General features: G+C 70.8%; 14 protein-coding genes and 1 pseudogene. 2 read left to right on the top strand and 13 right to left on the bottom strand.

What is annotated here, in order from left to right:
• Positions 1-12: 12 nt before the first annotated feature.
• From AC08OJ_RS10790 to AC08OJ_RS10765, 6 genes and pseudogenes are all read right to left on the bottom strand, one after another.
• Complete coding sequence (locus AC08OJ_RS10790) at positions 13-1287, bottom strand: lanthionine synthetase C family protein (RefSeq protein WP_476593193.1); 1275 nt, start codon at positions 1285-1287, stop codon at positions 13-15.
• Positions 1288-1391: 104 nt separating this feature from the next.
• A complete protein-coding gene (gene fxlM, locus AC08OJ_RS10785; protein WP_476593194.1) occupies positions 1392-2594 on the bottom strand; it encodes a methyltransferase, FxLD system in 1203 nt (400 codons plus the stop codon).
• Between the two features lie 209 nt (positions 2595-2803).
• On the bottom strand, positions 2804-3373 hold the full coding sequence (locus AC08OJ_RS10780; RefSeq protein ID WP_476593195.1) for a thiopeptide-type bacteriocin biosynthesis protein: 570 nt from the start codon (positions 3371-3373) through the stop codon (positions 2804-2806).
• Positions 3336-6074, bottom strand: a pseudogene (fxlA, locus tag AC08OJ_RS10775) (FxLD family lanthipeptide). The gene AC08OJ_RS10780 and the pseudogene fxlA overlap by 38 nt, the downstream one beginning before the upstream one ends.
• Before the next feature lie 386 nt (positions 6075-6460).
• On the bottom strand, positions 6461-7171 hold the full coding sequence (locus AC08OJ_RS10770) for a creatininase family protein (protein WP_476595658.1): 711 nt from the start codon (positions 7169-7171) through the stop codon (positions 6461-6463).
• A complete protein-coding gene (locus tag AC08OJ_RS10765) occupies positions 7168-8646 on the bottom strand; it encodes a hypothetical protein (RefSeq protein ID WP_476593197.1) in 1479 nt (492 codons plus the stop codon). Before AC08OJ_RS10765 ends, AC08OJ_RS10770 begins: the two co-directional genes overlap by 4 nt.
• A 435-nt stretch (positions 8647-9081) precedes the next feature.
• Here AC08OJ_RS10765 and AC08OJ_RS10760 point away from each other — a divergent pair, with 435 nt between their 5' ends.
• Positions 9082-9324, top strand: coding sequence for a hypothetical protein (locus AC08OJ_RS10760; RefSeq protein WP_462187819.1), 243 nt, complete (start codon positions 9082-9084; stop codon positions 9322-9324).
• On the opposite strand, the gene AC08OJ_RS10755 is transcribed toward AC08OJ_RS10760, so the two are convergent.
• The 4 genes from AC08OJ_RS10755 to AC08OJ_RS10740 form a co-directional block, all read right to left on the bottom strand.
• Positions 9314-9913, bottom strand: coding sequence for a RyR domain-containing protein (locus AC08OJ_RS10755; protein WP_462187820.1), 600 nt, complete (start codon positions 9911-9913; stop codon positions 9314-9316). The genes AC08OJ_RS10760 and AC08OJ_RS10755 overlap by 11 nt on opposite strands.
• 100 nt (positions 9914-10013) lie before the next feature.
• Positions 10014-11552, bottom strand: a complete 1539-nt coding sequence (locus AC08OJ_RS10750) for a hypothetical protein (RefSeq protein ID WP_476595657.1) — start codon at positions 11550-11552, stop codon at positions 10014-10016.
• A complete protein-coding gene (locus tag AC08OJ_RS10745) occupies positions 11549-14038 on the bottom strand; it encodes an alpha-(1->3)-arabinofuranosyltransferase domain-containing protein (RefSeq protein ID WP_476595656.1) in 2490 nt (829 codons plus the stop codon). Before AC08OJ_RS10745 ends, AC08OJ_RS10750 begins: the two co-directional genes overlap by 4 nt.
• 728 nt (positions 14039-14766) lie before the next feature.
• Positions 14767-15171, bottom strand: a complete 405-nt coding sequence (locus AC08OJ_RS10740; protein WP_476595659.1) for a glycosyltransferase family 2 protein — start codon at positions 15169-15171, stop codon at positions 14767-14769.
• 546 nt (positions 15172-15717) lie between these two features.
• Between AC08OJ_RS10740 and AC08OJ_RS10735 the strand changes: the two genes are divergently transcribed.
• A complete protein-coding gene (locus AC08OJ_RS10735) occupies positions 15718-16203 on the top strand; it encodes a hypothetical protein (RefSeq protein WP_476594551.1) in 486 nt (161 codons plus the stop codon).
• On the opposite strand, the gene AC08OJ_RS10730 is transcribed toward AC08OJ_RS10735, so the two are convergent.
• From AC08OJ_RS10730 to AC08OJ_RS10720, 3 genes are read right to left on the bottom strand one after another with little or no spacing between them, the layout of a single operon-like run.
• A complete protein-coding gene (locus AC08OJ_RS10730; protein WP_462188112.1) occupies positions 16146-16634 on the bottom strand; it encodes a ribose-5-phosphate isomerase in 489 nt (162 codons plus the stop codon). The two genes, AC08OJ_RS10735 and AC08OJ_RS10730, sit on opposite strands and share 58 nt — an antisense overlap.
• Before the next feature lie 19 nt (positions 16635-16653).
• A complete protein-coding gene (locus AC08OJ_RS10725; RefSeq protein ID WP_476594549.1) occupies positions 16654-17337 on the bottom strand; it encodes a mycothiol-dependent nitroreductase Rv2466c family protein in 684 nt (227 codons plus the stop codon).
• 56 nt (positions 17338-17393) lie between these two features.
• Positions 17394-18512: an AI-2E family transporter gene (locus tag AC08OJ_RS10720; RefSeq protein WP_476594548.1), complete on the bottom strand. Its 1119-nt coding sequence runs from the start codon at positions 18510-18512 to the stop codon at positions 17394-17396.
• Positions 18513-18841 lie beyond the last annotated feature (329 nt).

Genomic DNA, 18841 nt, shown 5'->3' with positions numbered 1-18841 from the left:
CCAAAACAGGCTCTAAGTTCGGCCGAGGAGAAGCACGGTTTCCCAGGTAGCTGTGCTGTCGGTGGCGAGGCCATGCAGGACGGCAGCGATCCCGGCGGCGCTCTCGATGAGGCCGGGTGATCGGCTGCTGGCGGGCTCTGCCGGGTCGAGGCTGTCGAGGAGTTGATCGGTTAGGGCTGGGAGGTGGCTGCCGAGTGGGTGGTAGCGGGCGTCGGCGGCGGCGTGGTGGACGGTGGCGATCAAGCCGGCCCAGTCGTGGCAGAGTGCCGGGTCGACGAGTCTGGCGAGTTGGACGGGGTCGTCGAGGCAGGCGGCGAGCGTGGACTCGGCGCGTTTCTGGCGCGATGTGTCGGCCAGCGCGAGGGCGGCGAGTTGCTGGGCGCGGGCAAGGCCGGGGGCGCCGTAGCACCAGGAAACGCGGCCTGGGCCGGTTTGGGCGGGGCGGCCGGCGCTCAGCTCGCGGAGGGTGATCTTCTCGGGCCACCAGGGGCCGGTTGAGCTCTCCTGGCGCCAGGCGTCGAGCCAGTCGCAGATTTGGTGCAGGGCGTCGAGGTGGCCGGGCACGACGATGGCCTGGCGGTGGGCGAGAGCGAGTAGCGCGAGAGGACCTGCGACGCCGTGGGCCATCCCGAGGTCGGCGTGACCGTCCGCGAACGCGTCAGCCGGCGCTCCGACGGGAAGGTCGCCGCTCCACCAGCCCGGCAGTGTCAGGCCACCTGTGCCAATGGCAGGCAGGGGTTCGGCGAGGCGGACGAGGTACGCCAGGACCCGGCGAAGCTGATCTGCGTCTGGGCGGGAGGTGAGGAGGTGAGCGCCGAGTCCCGTCAAGCCGCGGACGAGATCGTATTCGGCGCGTTCCGGTCGCTGGCCGGCATCGATACGCCGGTTGGCTGCGGCGAGGCGCAGGTCGGTCATCGCCGTGACGGCGCTGTCCAGGTGCTGGCGGGCGGATCGGTAGCGGCCGGGTGGAGCTGCCGTGGCGAGCGTGAACGCGAGGGCCGGGGCGCCGAACCACAGGCCGGCTCGCGCCCCGACGCTCAGCTTCTCGCATGTGGCGGCTTTGAGCCAGGCGTCGACGGTGGCCCAGCTACCGACGCCATCGCGGGCGCGTAGGCCGTGGAGCACGGCGACGCCCGCGGCGCCGGCGGCCAGCGACTGGCCGCGCCAGGGCTCTCTGGTCGACGCCTGATCGTTACCGGCATGGGGTGGGGGTGGTGCGGTCAGCGCGTCGGCGAGACGGGCCGCGACGGAGGAGGCACGCGTTCGCAGGTCGCTGCTCAGGAGCATGAGGCACCTCCGGACGATCCGGTCGGTTCGGCGAGGGACAGCAAGCCAGTGGTGTCCAAGAGACGCCGCTGGCAGGTGCCGTCTCGCCGACGCGGGCAGGTGGTTCAGTAGGTGACGATGATCGCGCAGTCTTTCTTGACGATCGCGTGGTTGGGAATGCTGGCCTGAGCGGTCAGAGGCATGGCGGTCAGGGACGGGCGGGCTTTGCGGTCGGTGTTCCAGGTGTGGATGTGTCCGCACAGCCGCTCGGCGAGGGCGTGGCCGTCGGGTCCGTGTCCGTGGGCGCCGAGTTCGTAGACCGGGTCGGGGCCGTCCGACCGGCGCTTGATGAGGTAGGCCAGTGAGGAGCCGGCGATCAGCGTGGGGCTCAGGTTCGGGATGAAGGGCGTGCAAAGGTCGGCGCTGACCGCGCCGGCGCTGGCGTTGATGCGGCAGACGGCGGGATCGGTCGCGGTGGCGCGTAGCCAGATCCCGTCGATGGGGTCCTGCGGGCCAACGGTGATTCTGGACCAGGCGCTGGTCCGCGGGGTGTTCAGGATGCCGGTCAGCTGGGCCGGATCGATGTCCTGGTCGATGTCGTAGTGGATCTGGACGAGGGGGTCGGTATGGAGCGTGGCGACGCGTTCGATGCCTTGGCCGATCATGGGGACGAAGCCGCAGAGGAACACCGACTCCGAGCGGAGTACACTGTCGTCGCCCTTGACGAAGGCGACGCCGCGGGTCTGGCCCCGCCAGCGCAGCGGCAGGACTACCCGTCCGCCGGGGACGAGTTGGGTGAACCAGGCATCGGGGATGTCACACGCACCGACGGTGACTTCAATCTTGTCGAAGGGTGCGGTGGTGTCGTCGCCGAGCGCGCCGTCGCGGGTCAGGACCCGCACGCCGCTGTAGCCCGCCGCAGCCAGGGCGATCGATGCCTGTCCGGTGACATCCTCGTCGATGTCGGCGGTGACGACCAGCCCGTCGGGGCCGGTGAGTTCGGCGAGCAGCGCGGCATTGTAGCCCGTGCCGGCACCGACCTCGAAGATCCGCTCGCCGGGGCGGACGTGCAGCTCGTCCAGCATCCCGGCGACGAGGGTCGCGACCGAGGCGCAGGACAGGTGCGTGCCGTCGGGCGCCGTCTTGGTGATGACCGCCTTGTAGGGGTTGTACGCCTCGTCGAGCGTGGCGTCCGGCAGGAACAGGTGCCGGGGCACCGCGTGCAGCGCCTCGACGACAGGGCTGTCGAGGCTGGGCCGACTGCTGGTGATCTTCTTGACCATGTCGGCGTGGAGTTCGGCGGCGGTGTCGGGTGTCGCGGTCGTCATGGGCGTGTCCTTGTCGGAGTGGGATCAGGTCGACTGCTGCGGTCACAAGGGATGGTGTTCGGAGGCAGGAGCGTAGACAGCGGGGTGTTCCCGGCCCGAGGTCGCCGTCTCGGGACGGCCTGCCGCGTTCCTACCGGACATGAGCCGGGCTGACCGCCATACGTCGCGGCGGCGCCAGCGATCTCCATCCTGGTGGAGAGGAGCCGTGCTCATGAGGGTGCCGCCTGCTGGGTGGTGTGCCAGGCGAGAGCGACGCTGCGTGCCAGTCGAAGGCAGGCGGCCTCGTGGTCGCGGTTGATGCCACGGAGGCGGTTGTAGGACAGGTGCAGTAGGGAGCCGGCGACCGTCGCGGGGTTCATCTGGCTGGGTAACGCCGCGCGGTAGGTGGTCAGGGCCTTGGCGCGGGCTGCCCAGGCGTTGGCGAGGTCGCCAGGCAGGTGCGGCAGATCCCTGGGGACGCTGTGACGGCCCAGCCGGGTGGTTTCGCCGACGACGCGATGATCGATGGTCTGCGGCTTGGCGAGGACGCGTGTGGTCAGGTAGTCGGCGGCGGGGCGCATGCCGCCGAGGAACGCGTCGGCGATGTCGAGCATCGACAACGCCGTGACGGTGTCGGGATGCAGCCCGGCCGGTGGTTGACGCAGCGCGGTGATCGCGGCGGTGGTGTCGGCGCAGAACACGGCTTCGGCGGCCTCAAGAGCCGCGTCGGCGCCGTAACGGCCGGCTTCCGGGAAGTAGGTGTCAAAGGCCACCTGGCCGGCGACGCCGATCGCGGCCATCCTCGGCGGCCCACGCGCCGAGGATGGCCGCGCGAGCAGCGTGGTTCGCCTCGCCGGTGGCGACGCGGATGCGCAGATGGTCGGTCAGCTCGGTGTTGCGGTAACGGACCATCCACAGCTGCGCGCCGTCGAGCTGGGTACGCAGGCCCGGCAGATGGCTGGCGATCAGGTGGTCCATGGCAGCGGGGTGCGTGTGGACGCGGGCGGAGAGCCATCGGGCGTTCGGGGCGCCGGGGCGGTGGCCGTCGGCGTTGGCCCTGCTGACTAGCGCCGGGGCGAGCTTGTTCGGTGCGGGTGGCCCAGCGCGGAACACGGGGGCGACGATCTCGTGGGCATGCCCGATCCAGTCAAGGCCCTCGCCGGGTACGGCTCGGTTCAGCGTCGCCACGCCTGTGTCCGCCAGCTGCTCGCGCAGGATCGTGCTATGGGCCGGGACCGTGAGGTCCAGCCGTAGCGTCATGTCGCCGTCGGCCAGCTCCAGAAGATCTGGGCACCGATGCCGGTGCCGCCACCGGCCCAGCTCACCGCTCCAGTCGGCGCTCGGCGCGTGGAGTCCGGGCAGATCGGCGGGGTGGAGGCGCCAGCGTTCGGGTGCCAGGATGATCCGGCCGTAGCGGACCTCGGGAAGGTGCGGCAGCGCGCCCGCGGCCGGTCCGAACTCGAACACGGTCAACGGGGCGGCGAACGCGCGCGGCAGGTGCGCCAGGAACCGTGCCAGCGGCGGCATCTGCCGGTCGAGCGTCAGCGCGTGAAAGATCTGCGGATCGATGATGCGGCCGGTGGCGGCCTCGATCAGAAGCAGGCCCCGCCCGGTCGCGGTCAGCGCCAGATCTCCAGGCACCAACCCGCGCGGCCCGTCCGACGGTGGCTCGCCGAGGGCCAGTACCTCGGGCAGGAACTGGGGCAGCCGTGCGACGTTCTGGCCGCGGACGAACTTGAACGGGCAGGACAGCTGTACCGCAGTGGCGCCTTCGTGCAGCACCGGAACCGATCTGTAGGCGCGGGCCATTGCCGCGTCACCAGTCGAGGACTGGAACCTCGCGGTCAGGGTTCCGGTCGCACGGGCGGGAGTCACTGCCAGCTGGTAGTCCCCGGCGTTCAACGCCTTAACGCTCCTGGAGTAGATCTTCGCCGCGATCTCTCCATGGGGCTGGAGGAAACGCGGGTCGAACAGATCACCGGCGGTGACGTGCTCAATCAGCGCATCGGTCAGCTCAACAGGACCGCCGCCCGCGAGCGCCTCCCATGCCAGGGCAAGCAGCCGCCGATCCCGATCGCTCACCGTCGGCGCGGACGCCGGCAGCACCGAGCCCGGATAGCCCGCCGGATAGCCAAGCCCCGATGCGTCGTCGAGCACGTCAAGCAGTGGAACGACGCTGCCGACGCCGTAGCGTTCGACGAACCGGCGGTGCTAGTCCGCCCATGCCGCAGGTCCCAATGGTTCTCGGCCCAGCCGCGTCAGGACACCAGCCGCCACAGCCAGATCTGACGCGACAGACCCGGGCAGCTGAAAGTCGCAGTCGAGCACGAGGTCGAGTGCCAAGGGCGAGCGCTCCTGGGGCATGATCCGGTCCATCGCCGCGAGCAGCGACGTGCGTGGCGCCACTTGCGCCGCCAGGGCCGGCGCCACGTTGAGTTCACCGAGCCGGGTGTGGATCGTGGTCAGTTCCTCCACCAGCGGCGCGACCTCGACCAGGTCGCACGCACCTGCCGTCCGAAGGACCGTGATCAGATGGCCGAGCGGATCGGTCTCCGTCATCGGCGCCCGCAGGTCGGTGACCAGAAAGTGTTCGGCGACGAGCTGACGCAGCAATCTCTCGATGCGCTCAGGGTCCGCGGCGATGAACGCCTCGTTCAGCCTGTCGGCCAGCTCAGCGAAGCGCACCGGATCGCGGGCGGCATCCCGCACGAGCCGAACCGGCGGAGTAAGAGGGATCTCCGCCTGGCCGTCCGTGTGAGGCACGATCAACCGCCCCGCCCGCTCGACGACGAGACCGCTGAACACGACGGTCACCCGCTCCAGCAGTGGGCCCGTTTCCAGACGGTCGATGACCTCGCCCAGCCACGCGGCGTCCACCCGAGCCGCCGACCTGTGGCGATCCCCGAAGCGCACCGTCCCCACCTGGCCAAACATGGCCGGTGCGACACCTGCGAACAGCGCGAACGGCGTCGCCCGCCCCTCCGCGCGCAGCAGGTATCGCACCACCGTTGCCGCGGCGGCGCGCAGCCGTCGGTCTGTGACCGGCTGCCCGGCCACGATCTGCTCGACCCGGGCAGCCAATGCGCTGCTGGCGAGCGCGACTGGCTCCCGGGCCGCCGGCCAGACCTGCGCCAACCACTCTCTGCACGCTGCCGGGTCCTCCAACACCGGCCAACACGCCACGCTGCCCGGCGCGTTCGTTGCTGCGCGCAGCAACGCAGGACCGGCCGGCCGGTACAGCGCCCCGCCCATCGGCATCGTCCCTTCCCCAGCCTTCGTCAAATCCGCGTCCCGTGCCGCCCCGACGACGTCGGGGCGGCACGGCGACGACCCGCGTTTACGCGAACTGGCGCACGCCGACGGACAGGTCGACGAGCAGCCGTCCGAGGTGTCGCAGTCGTCGCTCGCCACGCACGTGCTGTCATCGACGACGGTGATCGGCAGGTCGAACCAGTCGGCCGGCGCCGGACCCGATGGGCCGACTTCCTGCACGATGGACATCCACGTCTCCTCTCAGTGCCGTTCCCCGGTGTACCTGCCGACCATCCCTGAGCACCACGCTCACAACGTGCATTCGCTTCGGGACGGCGCAGGGCCGGGAGTTACCATGCCGGCCTTCGGCGGTAACGAGAGGTAACAATGCCTCGCCCACGGCGCAAGGTCATTCCCCCGGTGGCGAAGTTTTCTCTTCGCGCCTTGTCCGGTCGCTGACTTGGGAAGATGACCTCCGCCATGTTGGTGTGTTCGGCCAGACACGCCGGGATACATGCCCGGTCGTTCGGGTGCCAGGCGCGGCCTGAGCGCAGCGGACCTTCGTTTCAGTGTGTAGCCGCTTCACCCCGCAGCCCGGTTCTCCGGTGGCCGATGAAGCCGGGAGTAGGGCATGGTCAGCGACCAGTCAGGCCGAGCGCGTCGAGGTGGGCGCTCATCAGGCTGGTCAGGCTGTCCAGGAGCCGTTTGCCCTTCTCCGCGGTAGCGAGCGAGGGACGGCCGATCACGCCTGTCTGCGTGTACGCCGTCATGCCGTGGACGAGGAGGTGCGGTCGGGGGCCGCCTCCCTCGTCGGCAGTCTCCCAGCCGGGCCGGACGAGGTCGGGGTGCACGTGCAGAAGGATGGAGGTCTCCAGCTCGCCGGCGTGCATGTCGTCGTGGGCGTCGGTCTCCAACTCGGCAGCGGCGCGGGCCGCCGCCCAATCTGACCGTCCAGGGAACAGCGTCATGCTCGGCCCGCCGATGTTGGCCTCCTGAACGATGTTGTTCAGGACGTAGTTGCCCCCATGACCGTTGACGAGCACCACCGCGGCGACGCCGGAACGACCCAGAGAGCTGGCGACGTCGCGGATGACCGAGGTCAGAGTCACCGACGAGATGCTCACCGTTCCCGGGTACGAGGCGTGCTCATGGGAGCACGAGAACGTGATCGGCGGAAGCAGGAACAGGCCGTACGCATCGGCCGCAGCTTCGGCGATCGTCTGGGCGATCAACGTGTCTGTCGTGAGGGGGAGGTGAGCGCCGTGTTGCTCGAAACTGCCCACCGGCAACACGGCCGCCCGCGCGTCGACTCGCTCCGCCTCGGCGCTGGTCGCCGTGGTGATCATAGGGATGGCTGTCTCCTCGTCGCAGCGTTAACGACCTGGCGAGCGGCGAGGAACTGGCCGACCTCGACCACCCGATCGGCTCCCGCGAGCGCTCCCGCCATGCTGCCGAGTACCAAGTCAGCGCGCGCCGATCCGGTGGCCTGGGCGAGTTCCAACGCACGCAGGCCCTCAGCTCCCGCCTCGGCCAAGCGCCCGGCAGCGGTATGCGCGTCCGCCAACCATGCCCGCCACATCACCTCATCCTGACGCAGCCCGGCCGGCCAGGCCGCCAGCACCTCGTCCAGTAGCCTTGTCGCCCCGTCCAGGTCGCCGACCAGCCGCCGGCAGTGACCTTCGTATGCCGCCACGTAGAGGTCCGTGCAGTGCCCATCCAACGGGTCCGGGTCGCGCTCAGCACCAGCCAGCAGCCGAACCGCCTGACGGACCGCAGCACGGGAGGCTGCGGTGTCGCGGTTGAGGGCATGCCCGTGCGCCTGCCGGACGAGACACAGCGCGGCGGTACACGCACTGCTGGAATCGAGGGCCGCCGCACCTTCTCCCAGCGCGATAGCTTCCCCGCCACGTCCCTGATCAGCCGCCTGCTGAGCCCGTCGCATCAGGACATAGCTCGCGGTGCGACGGTCGCCAGCCTCGGTCGCCTGGCTAAACGCCAACTCGGCCCACTTCCGCGCAGCACCCGGACGTCCGAGGCTGTCGGCAAGCCAGGAAAGAAACTCCGACCACCGAGCCTGGACCGCGAGCAACCGATGGCCCTCGACCGTTGACGCCCGGCGGAACGCATCGAGCACTTCAAGCTGACCCTGGACCAGGCTCCACACCGGGCCGGCCCCACTGTCGTTGACTCTCCCCGCGATCAGACTCAGTAGATCGACCCAATGCTTCACCGGACCGGCGGTGCCAATGGCCAGCGGTTGATTGAACACATCCGACTCAGACACAGGATAGGGATGGTTCGCGAGTCTGATGCTCTCGACTGCGATCCCGGTAGTCCTCAGCGAGGAGACAGCACCGAGAACCGCTTCCCACACCGTCCTGTCCTCAGAGCCATGGTGCGTGATGGGTGGCAGCCCTTTGTGGAGCTGGCTGATAACCATCAGATCCGCTGGCATCATGGTCTCGCGGTCTTCAAGATCGAGAAGGTTGTGGATGCTGGTGCCGTAGACCTCGGCGAGCAAGGCCAAAAGCTGGGGCGTAGGCCGGCGCCGGAGTGGAACCGGCCAGTTCTCCAGTTCGCTGAGCCAGGGCACGGTGCGCGTGGCGGCGCCGTCGGGGTCGAGGCCGATGCGGGCGGCGTGAGCGTTGATGTGATCAACCGCTTGCTGCTGGGTCCAGCCATGGGCGACCCGGTGAGCGGCGCGGGGGCGGTACTTGTAACGGCGGGCGAACTCGATCGCGATCTCGTCGTGGGACATGCCGACCGCGCGCATCCGCGCTCGCAGCTCGTCCTGCTCCGCCCGCTGGCTCGGCCTACTCACGGTGCGTCCTCTCCGGGCCTGCTCGCCGGACCGCCGTCGGTCCGCCATTTCGGGAGCGTGCAGATCATCGCCAGAGTAATGGGTCCGCCACTGTCGGGCCGGGGCCAACGGCCGAACCTGTGCCGCGCCAGCCATCTCTTGTTCGCCGGGCTCGGAGGAAGTGTCTGATTACTCGGCGCGCCGGCCGGCGCTTTCGCCTGCGAGGTGCGTTCCGAGGCCAATGATCACTCCGTTGCAAGGTGGAGCCACGTGAGACCCGTTCAACCAGGCAGGGCACCAACCATGATGATCACTTGGCGTGGTGGTGTGCGTCATTCCCTGCTGGCCGCATGTTTCCTTCGTAGCGTCATCGCCGGGCTGAGCTGCGGAAATGGCATGAGGTCCTGCGATCTGTTCGGCGCTGGAGGGTCCATCTGTTCGCGCGAATCAGACCGCGTGATGCTCGTGGACACCACTGCCCGGTCGCGGATACGCTCGGCCATGGTGGTCTCCGCCCGGGCGGGCAGCGCGGCGAAGTCGATGATTCTGGTGGTGGGCAGCCTGGTGTCGCGGCCGGGGGTGGCCGGTGCGGCACTGATGTCGGGGTGCTGTCAAGGGGCCGCAGAGGTCTTCGGGGTCACCGGCGGACAGCGGCAATGTGCCGACGAGTGTCGCGGCCGTCAGCCGCTCACCGGGTAGCCGCCTCGGCGGCGGGTCGCCGGGTGATGCGCAGATCGGCCCGGGCCAGGACAGCCGGCATGTTCCGGATCGCGTCGCGGTCCCGATCACGGTCCTCTTCGGTCAGCTCCTCCCAGTCCACCATCGACGGGTGACGCTTGTCCGGACCGAGATCCTCGCGCACCGGACCATAGGAGTAACCCTGCCGCTCCTTGTGCTGCCACCACCGGTCGTGCTCGGCCCGGGCGAGCTCCTCGACTTCGGCGGCGGACAGCGAAAAAGGATCGACAGCCGGATCGACGTCGTGCTCGGCCGGCGTGAACACCCAGCCACGGTTACGCAGCACCGTCTCGTAATGAGCCGCCTGATCACGGTTGGCTTCCCGCAGCGTCTCGGAGAGCTCCGCCCAGGGCCGCAGCCCGGGCCTCGATCCGGCCGCGTGCCGTTTACCGAGCTCATGCTCCAGATAGCGGTCGTGGATCGCCCGGGCGAGCAGCTCCACCAACTCCCCGTCGCCCAGGACCGACGGCGTGCCGCCGGCGCCGCCGTCCCCGCCCGCCGCATCGGCCCAGATCGGGCGCGAGGCCCCGATCGGCCGTAGAGCATCCACGCGGACTCCACGCACGGCACGCCTGGCTGTGATCATGACCGGATGTCTCCCTCAGAAACAGACGGTGGACGACGTCCGAACGATCGGCGCCACGAAAACGCTAACCGAGTCCCTTGCTGTCGGTATAGGGATTGCGAGTCCTATGCCCGACATCGGACCCGGCTCGGGCGCCGAAGTCGGCGCCGGCGCCGGCGGGACGGTCCCAGGCCCGCCCGGCCAGCGCGGCCAGCACCGCCGCCAAGGCTAAGGAGCCGAACACCTGGACCAGCGGCCCGAACGCCCCCTGCCCGGATCCGGGCTGGCTGCCCGGCTGCGCCGCCACCCCGATTCCCGCGCCGATCATGGCGACCGCGGCGGAGAGGCCCGGCACCGCGGGCCAGCGCCGACCGACCAGGACGAACACCGGTACGACCAGCGCCACCGGGCCCGCCACCAGCGCCACCGCCAGCATGGCGAGCACCGTCCACCCCACACCGGCTACCGGCGGGGACACCGCCAGCCGGCCCAGCCGGCCCGGGCGGCCCAGCCGGCCCGGGCGGCGCGACCGGCGCGACCTCAGCAGCGCCGGATAGCCGTTCTCGTCGGATCGTGGCCGTAGCCGGAACCGGGCGGGCAGCACCGCGAGCACGACCAGCACCACGACCAGCAACAGCCCCACCACCAGGTTGCGGCGGTATTCCGCACCGGGCGCGTTGTCGATGACGATCGTGCCGCCGGCGCCGGCCGGGACGATCCAGCCCTGCTGCCAGCCGTCGAGGCGCAACGGGGTCAACGCCGCGCCGTTCAGCTTCGCGGTCCACGAGGAGTTGGCGTTCTCCCGGACGGCGAGGAAGGCGCGGCCACCGGCGCCGATCTGGACCGTCCGGTGCTCCGCCGTCCACTCGTGCACCGTCGTCGCCCGCGGCGTGGCCGCTCTCACCTGGGCGCCCGATCCGACCAGCGCGATCGCGTCGACGAGGATGGAGGTTGGTCCCTGGTCAACGCCGAGCAGGTGCGGCCCCGCCGAGAGCCGCAGCGTGCCGCCGTCGGTGCACAGCGACACCCGCACCGGCCGCACCGAGGTGACGTCGCTCTCCCGGCCGGAGATCTGCAGGGGGTAACGGGTGCCGTCAACGACTAGGGTTGGACCCCAGTCGCAGTCGACCAGCAACGGAGTGTCACCCGCTGGGGGTGTCCCCCGCGGCGGGGGGATGAAGCTCGCCGAGCCGCTCATCGTGAACGTCATGTCCCGGGGCACCTCGAAGCGCCGGGACAGCGCTAGCTCCTCCGAGCCGCCGAACGGCTGCGCCGGGTCGACCCGCGCCCGGGCCATCGAGAAGGCGACCAGCCCCCCGTCCGGCGCGGCGAAGCGCCGGGCCACGTCGGTGGGGAGCTGCGCGTAGTGGCGGAAGGTGACCCCGGGGATGGTGATCTCCCGAATACCGGCGCCGAGGGTGTCGTCGGTCTCCTGGCCGACCCGCGCGAACGTGATGCGGTACCAGCGGCTCGGCCCCGCCGGGACGGCGAGGCGCTGGATGTCCTCCACCGGACGCACCTCGGTGACCACCGAGCCCGCCTCGCTAGACACCCGCAGCGCCTCGACGGCCGGCCGCCACGAGCCCTCGGACAGCAGCCGCACGTCGAGGTAGGGCACGGTCATCCGCCGGCCGACATCGAGCTGGATCCACACTGCCCGGCCGACGTCGTGCCCTTCGTGCGCTGTGCCGTCCACGCGGTCGCGGCGAAGCCGTCGACGGCCGCCGGTGGCGCGAGGTCCGGCGCGGCGAGCAGGTCGTAGCCGTAGGAGGACGCGGTGACGGACATGCCGCCGACGTAACCCGCGACCGTCTGGTGGCCGGCGACGTCGGCCTCGGCCCACTGGTGGGGCTCCCCCGTCTTGCCGACCGCGGTGCCGGTGGGCCCGAGGAGGTACGAATCGGCGTCGTGGACGAGTCCGAAGGTGCTGTCGCGCCGGGTCAGGGTGTCCGTGTCGACCCAGGCGGTCGTCGGGCCGATCACCTCCCCCGGCGCAACTTTGATCGCCGCCGGGCTCGTCGAGGACGTCACGGCGGCGGACGGATCGGCGGCGGAGGACAGATCGGCGAGGTCCGCGGCGAGCACGGCGGCCCGGTCGCTGCTCAGCAGGCCCTGCCCGGCGAGCTGCACCGTCGCCTCCGGGCCGCCGGAGACGACGACGGCGGTGTCCGCCGGGTAGGAGTCGACAAGCTTCGCGCCGCCCGGGACGGTCCAGACCTCCAGCGCGGGTACCCGCGCGGTCGGGTTGCGCAGCTCCGGGACGAGCCGCTCCTTCGCCGAGGCGTGCGCCGGCACCTGCGGGCCGAACGCGGCGGCCAGGGTGAGACCGGAGGAGCGCAACGCCCGGTGGAGCTCGTCGGTGGACGGGGGGACGTCCCAGTTCTTCTGTTCCAGGTCGTTACGCAGCAGGATCTGGCCGATCCCGGCCCGGGCCAGCGCCGGGGCGAGGCCCGCGGCGGACCCGGTGGCGAGCTGGCGCTCGATGCCGTCCATCAGCCGGGTCACGCCCGTGCCACCGAGCGGGATCAGGCTGCGGACCCCCCACGGCGTGCGGGCCAGCCACTGCAGCGGCTCGTCGAGCGGCCGGCCCCACTCGTACTCGGCGAACGGCGAGCCGGGCAGCACCAGTGCCCGGCCGTCCTGGGGATGGGCGGCCAGCCAGTCCGCGGCGGCCACCCAGTAGTCGGGCACCCGGGCGAACGGCCGGGGCTGCAGCGCCCTGCCGGCGAGCGCCGGCGTCATGCCGCAGACCAGCGCGGCCACGGTCAGCACGACGGGGACGTTCACCGCGGCGGTCGCGATCATGTCCGCAGCCCCGCCGCGCCGGTGGGAAGCCCCGCGGGTCGTCCATCTCCGCACACGGGCGGTGAGGCTGACAGGTCGGACCGTCAGGGCGTGCGCGATCCCCAACGCGATCGGCAGCCGCACCACCGGCTGGAACTTGTAGACGTTGCGCAGGAAGCCCAGCTGGTCGCCGAGCAGGTCCCGCACCGCGCCCGCCAGCGGGCTGCCCGGATGCCCCGGATAGGCCGCGGCCACCGAGACCGTGCCGGCGGCCAACGTCACCAGCAGGAACCGGCGGGCGGGCAGATCGGCCCGGGACAGCCCCCACAGCCCGATCGCCGCCACGGCTGCCGATTCGATGATCGGCACCGGCCGGGACACGTACTCGGTGGCGGCCGGCAGCCAGGGCCTGGGCAGCTGGACGTACGCCAGCCAGTCCGTCGCGCCGCGCAGGGCTTCCGCCACCGACGTCGTCGCCGTGGTCGTCTGGGCGGTCTCGGTGAACGCGAGGAAGTCCAGCCCGTAGCGAGCCTGCACCATCAGCGCCAGCAGCCACCAGGCCGAGGTGAGGATGACGGCGACGACCCACCAGGCCCGCAGCGCCCAGGCCCGGCGGGTGCCGCCGGCGAACACGAGGACCACCGCCGGACAGAGCAGGACGCACAGCGTGACCGTCGCATTGATTCCGCCGGTGCCCAGGATGGCGAGTCCGGACAGGGCGGCCGCCCGTCGCGGGGACAGCCGCCGGCCCGGGTCCAGGGCGGGATCGTCAGCAGCATCGACATCATCGGCCGCCGTGGTACTGATGGTCGTGGTGGCGGCCGTGGTACTGGTGGCGGCGGCCGTACCGGTGTCGGCGCCGAGGGCGCCGTCCGGACGCAGCGCGAGGATGAGCGGCAGGGTGATCCACGGGAGCATGGCGGCGCCCGCGAGCGCCACGGAGGTCGCCCCGATCTTGCCGAGGAACATCGGGGACAGGGTGTAGGCGAGTCCGGCGAGCACCCGGGTGTGCGGCACGCCGAGCCGCAGGGCCTCGGCCAGCCGCACGACCCCCCAGGCGGAGACGGTGAGGATCAACGCGATCCACAGCCGCTGGGTGATCCAGGCGGGTATCCCGAGCAGGTCACCGGCGCCGCAGAACGGTCCCATCGGGAACAGGTAGCCGACGTACTGGTTGGGCAGGTAGCCGAACTCGGCGAGGGAGTTCCACAGATGGGTGGCCCGCCCCATGAAGCCCCACGGGTCGAGGCGGACGTCCAGCTTGGTGTCAGCGGTCAGCTTGCCGGGGGCCTGGAGCAGAGAGAGCACCATGAAGCCGGCGGCCATGCCGAACAGGGGCCACCGTGACGTCCGCGTGTCGCGGCGACGCGGCGACGGCCGGGGCTGCGACGGCCGGGGAGGGTGACGGCGCGCCGAGGCCCTTCGCCGTCGTGGGGGGCCGGCGGCGGGGGGAGGGATCGCTTACTCCAAAGGATAAGGATGAAGGTCCGGTTCGCCGGACCTTCATACAACCTTCCGGGGCAGCGGGGGGTCACACCGCCCAGGTCCGCGGGCAGGCGCAGGGGCTTCTCGACGCCCCCCACGGCCGCCGTGAGGGCGGCGGCCGGCGGCCCGGCGGTCACCGGTTCCGCGGGTGCCGGGACGCTCACGGCAGGAGGCGGGACGCGGACCTGGGCTGCGGGGGACGCCCCGTCGCCCGGGCGAACCGGCGCCGCCGCGGCGGCGGGCGACTGCACCGTGGGACGCGTCACCACGAGGCCGGGAGCGGAGCGGTTCAGGTATCGCCGGGCGCGCATCACGTCGACGAGCATCGCGGGAGTGTGCCGGGTCACCCGGAACGTGCCACCGGGTATCTCCGCCCATCGGACCGGGACCTCGGTGATCCGGTAGCCGATCGACCGGGCGATCGAGAGCACCTCCACGTCGAACCCAAATCCGGAGGAGCGCGCAAGGCTGAACAGCAGCTTGGCCTCGGGACCGCGGAAGGCCTTGAATCCGCATTGGGTGTCGGCGACGTCCAGGCTGGTCAGGGACCGGGTGATCTGGTTGAAGGCTCAGCTGCCGACCCGCCGGCCACTGCTGCGGACCGCACCCGCCCCGACCCGGCGCGATCCGAGCGCCACTTCGGCGTGCTCCAACGCGGCGAGGAGCAGAGGAAGATCATTGAAGTCCGAGGCGCCGTCGGCGTCCAGGAAGGCGATCGACTCACCGTGCGCGACCGACACCCCCATGCGGACCGCGGCGCCCTTACCCGAGTTCCACGGCAGCCGCAGAACCCGACCACCGGGCAGATCCGCGAGCAGTTCCTCGGCGATCGCAGCGGTGCCGTCCGTGCTGCCGTCGTCGACCACAATCACCTCGGCATCGGGGATCCTGTGCATGACCGAGATCAGCGGGGGTAGCGAGCCGGGCAGGCGTATCGCCTCGTTGTAGGCGGGGATGACGACGCTCACAGGCACGCAGTCCAAGACTCAGCTCCTAGGCCGCGACGACAGAGCCGATGACTGAAGCCACCGAGGCGCAGCGGTTGGTAACGGCTGATCGAGATCAGCAAACAGTTTCAGGTGTTCTACCGAAATGTGGCAAAGCATGCATGCTAAAGTTTCCTTTCGTTTCATTTACTAGCAAGGTGTCACAATGAACATCTATTGAGTACAGATGGACATCTATTGGGCACATGCTGGGCTATCGGACGTTCATCTGGCGATGTGTAGCATACGGATGGGGGAGAACAGCTCGGACAGGGGGTGGCCGATCCCCCCGGATCGCCTCGGATCATCCTGGATCGGGCAGTCGGCGCTGTCGCCGTCGGGCGACCCGCCGGTAGTACACGGGACGGTGAACTTCCGGAAACCTTCGGAAACGCAAGGGTGGAGATCAACCTGTCGCGGGGGATAACCGCGCACCGGCGGATTTCCGACGTCCACCCGCGTCACGAGGCCTCCCGAGCGGCCCGCTTCTGGGATGATCCGCCAAGGTTTCCGGCCAGAGCGGATGGAGGAGCCATGCCACGACCCGAGCGCGCAGGCCGGGCCCGGTCGCAGGCGGCCGGGGCGGGCGAGGCGGACGCGCAGCTGCGCGGTCTCATCGACGCGGGTCGCAGCAAGCTGCCCCCGAGAACGGCGATGCGGGCCCGCGACGCCGCCCGGCCCACCGACGCCGACCTCGCCGAGGCCGAGCGATCGATGGTATTGCATCGCGGATCACGCCCCACCCCGGCGACCCCGTCGACCAGCTCCACCGACCCGGTCCGCCGCGGCGGCCCCAGCCGTGCCGGAACCGGTCGTGCCGGAGCCGAGAGCGGCACGACCGACCGCCGCGGCCGGGGTACCCGGAGGACCCGCCGACGCTCCGACCGCGGATCCGCCGGACCGCGTGAGAGCGGCCCTACCGAGACCGGATCCGCCGGGACCGGGTCCTCGAAGAACAGGTCTCAGGAAGCCGACGACGCCGACCCGGGCACCGACGGCACGTCCCCGGTCCGCTCGTAGGCCGAGAGCATCCGCAGCCGCCGCACGTGTCGTTGCTCCCCGCTGAACGGCGTGGTGAGGAAGACCTCGGCGAACGTCAGGGCCTCCGTGACGGTGTACATGCGTGCGCCGAGGCTCAGCACGTTGGCATCGTTGTGCTGGCGGGCCAGCGTCGCCGTCTGCTCGCTCCACGCCAGGGCCGCGCGCACCCCGGCGACCTTGTTCGCCGCGATGGCCTCCCCGTTGCCCGATCCCCCGATGACGATGCCCACGCTGCCCGGTTCGGCGGCGGTGGCGGCGGCGGCGGCGAGGACGAACGGGGGGTAGTCATCGTCGGGGTCGTACTCGGCAGGACCATGGTCGACGGGCGCGTGGCCCAGCTCCACCAGACGCTCGGCGAGCGCCTCCTTCAGGCGGAAGCCCGCATGGTCAGATCCCAGATGGACACGCATGATGTGCCATCATGCCCGATCACGTGAAGAGCGGGTCCTGGTCCCGGGTCCGCTTGAGCTCGTAGAAGCCAGGGGTACCGGCGACGAGCAGAACTCCGTCCCACAGTCGTGCGGCCTCCTCCCCCTTGGGTGCCGGGGTGATCACCGGACCGAAGAAGGCGGTCTCCCCCACGGCGATGACCGGGGTGCCCACGTCCATGCCCACCCGGCCGATCCCCTCGGCATGGCTGGCCCGCACCCGCTCGTCCCAGGCCGTCGAGGTCGCCTCGGCGGCGAGCGCCGGATCGGCACCGGCCTCGGTCAGGGCGGCGACGAAGGTGTTCTCGTCCCATTCCGCCTTGTCCAGGTGACGGCGACGGCCAAGCGCCGTGTACAGCGGGCGCAGGATGTCCGCACCGTGCCGGTCGACGGCGGCGGCGCAGAGCCGCACCGGCCCCCAGGCGCTGGCCAGCAGCTGCTTGTACTGCTCGGGCATGTCCCGGTCTTCGTTGAGCACCGACAGGCTCATCACGTGCCAGCGGATCCGCACCGGCCGGATCTTCTCGACCTCCAGTAGCCAGCGGGAGGTAAGCCAGGCCCACGGACAGGACGGGTCGAACCAGAGATCGGCGAAGACCGCTTCGGTCGCGTCCGCGGGCAAGGGTACGGGCGTGGGTGAGGGTACGGACGTGGCCGCGGGGGTGTCGAGAGTGTCGGCGCTCATGTGGTCTCCTCGGTCGACGGCACCGTTCGACCGGGATCAACCCGTCAGGGTGGTGGTCACTTCCCGCTCGCGGCAAGATAACCGGCGACCCTGTTCACCATGGCGACGAACGGAACGGCGGCGATGGCACCGGGGATGCCGGCCAACACGCCACCGGCCGACAGCGCGATGACAATCGCGAGCGGGTGCAACCGCACCGCCCGTCGCATGACCAGCGGCTGCAACAGGTGCCCCTCGATCTGCTGCACGGCCAACACGACGCCCAGAATGATCAATGCATCCGGCACGCCGTTCGAGACCAGGGTCACCAGTACCGCCGCGGCGCCGGCCACCGCCGCCCCGACAATCGGGACAAACCCGCCGAAGAACGTCAGCAGGGCCAGCGGCGCGACGAGCGGGACACCCACGCCGACCAGGCCGATGGTGATACCGATCGCGTCGACCGCCGCGACGAAGACCGTCCCACGGATGTAGCCGGTCAGCGTGTTCCACGCCTCCCGACCGGCGCCGCGCACCCGATCCTCCGCTCCGTCCGGGAAGCGGGTGACGATCCAGTCCCAGATACGATCCCCGTCGTACAGGAAGAAGAAGGTCGAGAACAGGGTGACGAGCAGGCCGGCGAGCACCTCGGCGGCCACCGAGGCGCCGGAGATTACCCCGGAGACCAGGCGCCCCCGGTTGTCCGCCAGGCTCTGGCGGATGTCGTCGACCAGATTGTCGATCTGGCTCTGCGACAGGTGGAGCGGACCGTTTCTCAGGTAGCCGCGGATCTGCTCGACGCCCTCGCTGACCTGATCGCTGACCGCGGGGATCTCGTTCGCGGCGTTGAAGCCCACCGCCACCCCGACACCCACGAACACCGCGAAGAACACGAACAGCGCGGTGAGGGCGGCACCCAGCCGGTTCATGCCGAGCCGCTGCAGCCGGTGCGCGAGCGGATGGATGAGAGCGGCGATGAGCAGCCCAGCAATGAGCGGAATCACCACGATCCGGACCCGCCCCACGACCATCAGCAGGATGTAGATGGCCGCGCCCGTGACGATCAGACGCCACGACCAGCCCGCCGAGACCCGCAGCGCGACCGGGATGTGATAGTCGGCCCGCCGAGCCGGGGACTCCCTCCCGCCGGCGGGCTGCGGCCCGCCCGATGGCTCGGGCGTCGCCGCCTCAGGCATCGGCACCTCGGATGCCGCCGCGGTGGGCGACCCACCGCCGGCCGGAACGGCTGAGGCCCGGCGAGCCCGATGAAGGCGCCCGGGGACGCGACCGAGTCCCGCCACCCGTCTCACCGGCGGCTCCCTTCCTGCCTTCTTCCCGCCATCCCGCGACCGCGCGGACGTCCCGATCCTCCCGCAAGCGTCCCGCAAGCTGGTCACGCGGAAGATGTCGCCATCGTGCCGCATCGGCGACCAGCGAGAGCGGGTACCCCGCGTCAATCACCACAATCCACCATCTCCGGCACCGGCACCACGGCCGACGGCCCGGCCACCACGTCCCCCCGACC

The sequence above is a fragment of the Frankia sp. CgKIO3 genome, assembly GCF_977946435.1.
Note: the sequence above shows the minus strand (reverse complement) of the source record. Positions and strands in the feature narration are given on the sequence as shown.

Bases quoted from the DNA above. Each gene is read 5' to 3' on its own strand.
- AC08OJ_RS10735 (WP_476594551.1), top strand. From the start codon at position 15,718: ATGCCACGACCCGAGCGCGCAGGCCGGGCCCGGTCGCAGGCGGCCGGG.
- fxlM (WP_476593194.1), bottom strand. From the start codon at position 2,594: ATGACGACCGCGACACCCGACACCGCCGCCGAACTCCACGCCGACATG.
- AC08OJ_RS10730 (WP_462188112.1), bottom strand. From the start codon at position 16,634: ATGCGTGTCCATCTGGGATCTGACCATGCGGGCTTCCGCCTGAAGGAG.
- AC08OJ_RS10750 (WP_476595657.1), bottom strand. From the start codon at position 11,552: ATGACCGTGCCCTACCTCGACGTGCGGCTGCTGTCCGAGGGCTCGTGG.
- AC08OJ_RS10770 (WP_476595658.1), bottom strand. From the start codon at position 7,171: ATGATCACCACGGCGACCAGCGCCGAGGCGGAGCGAGTCGACGCGCGG.
- AC08OJ_RS10725 (WP_476594549.1), bottom strand. From the start codon at position 17,337: ATGAGCGCCGACACTCTCGACACCCCCGCGGCCACGTCCGTACCCTCA.
- AC08OJ_RS10790 (WP_476593193.1), bottom strand. From the start codon at position 1,287: ATGCTCCTGAGCAGCGACCTGCGAACGCGTGCCTCCTCCGTCGCGGCC.
- AC08OJ_RS10780 (WP_476593195.1), bottom strand. From the start codon at position 3,373: ATGGCCGCGATCGGCGTCGCCGGCCAGGTGGCCTTTGACACCTACTTC.
- AC08OJ_RS10720 (WP_476594548.1), bottom strand. From the start codon at position 18,512: ATGCCTGAGGCGGCGACGCCCGAGCCATCGGGCGGGCCGCAGCCCGCC.
- AC08OJ_RS10745 (WP_476595656.1), bottom strand. From the start codon at position 14,038: ATGGCCGCCGGCTTCATGGTGCTCTCTCTGCTCCAGGCCCCCGGCAAG.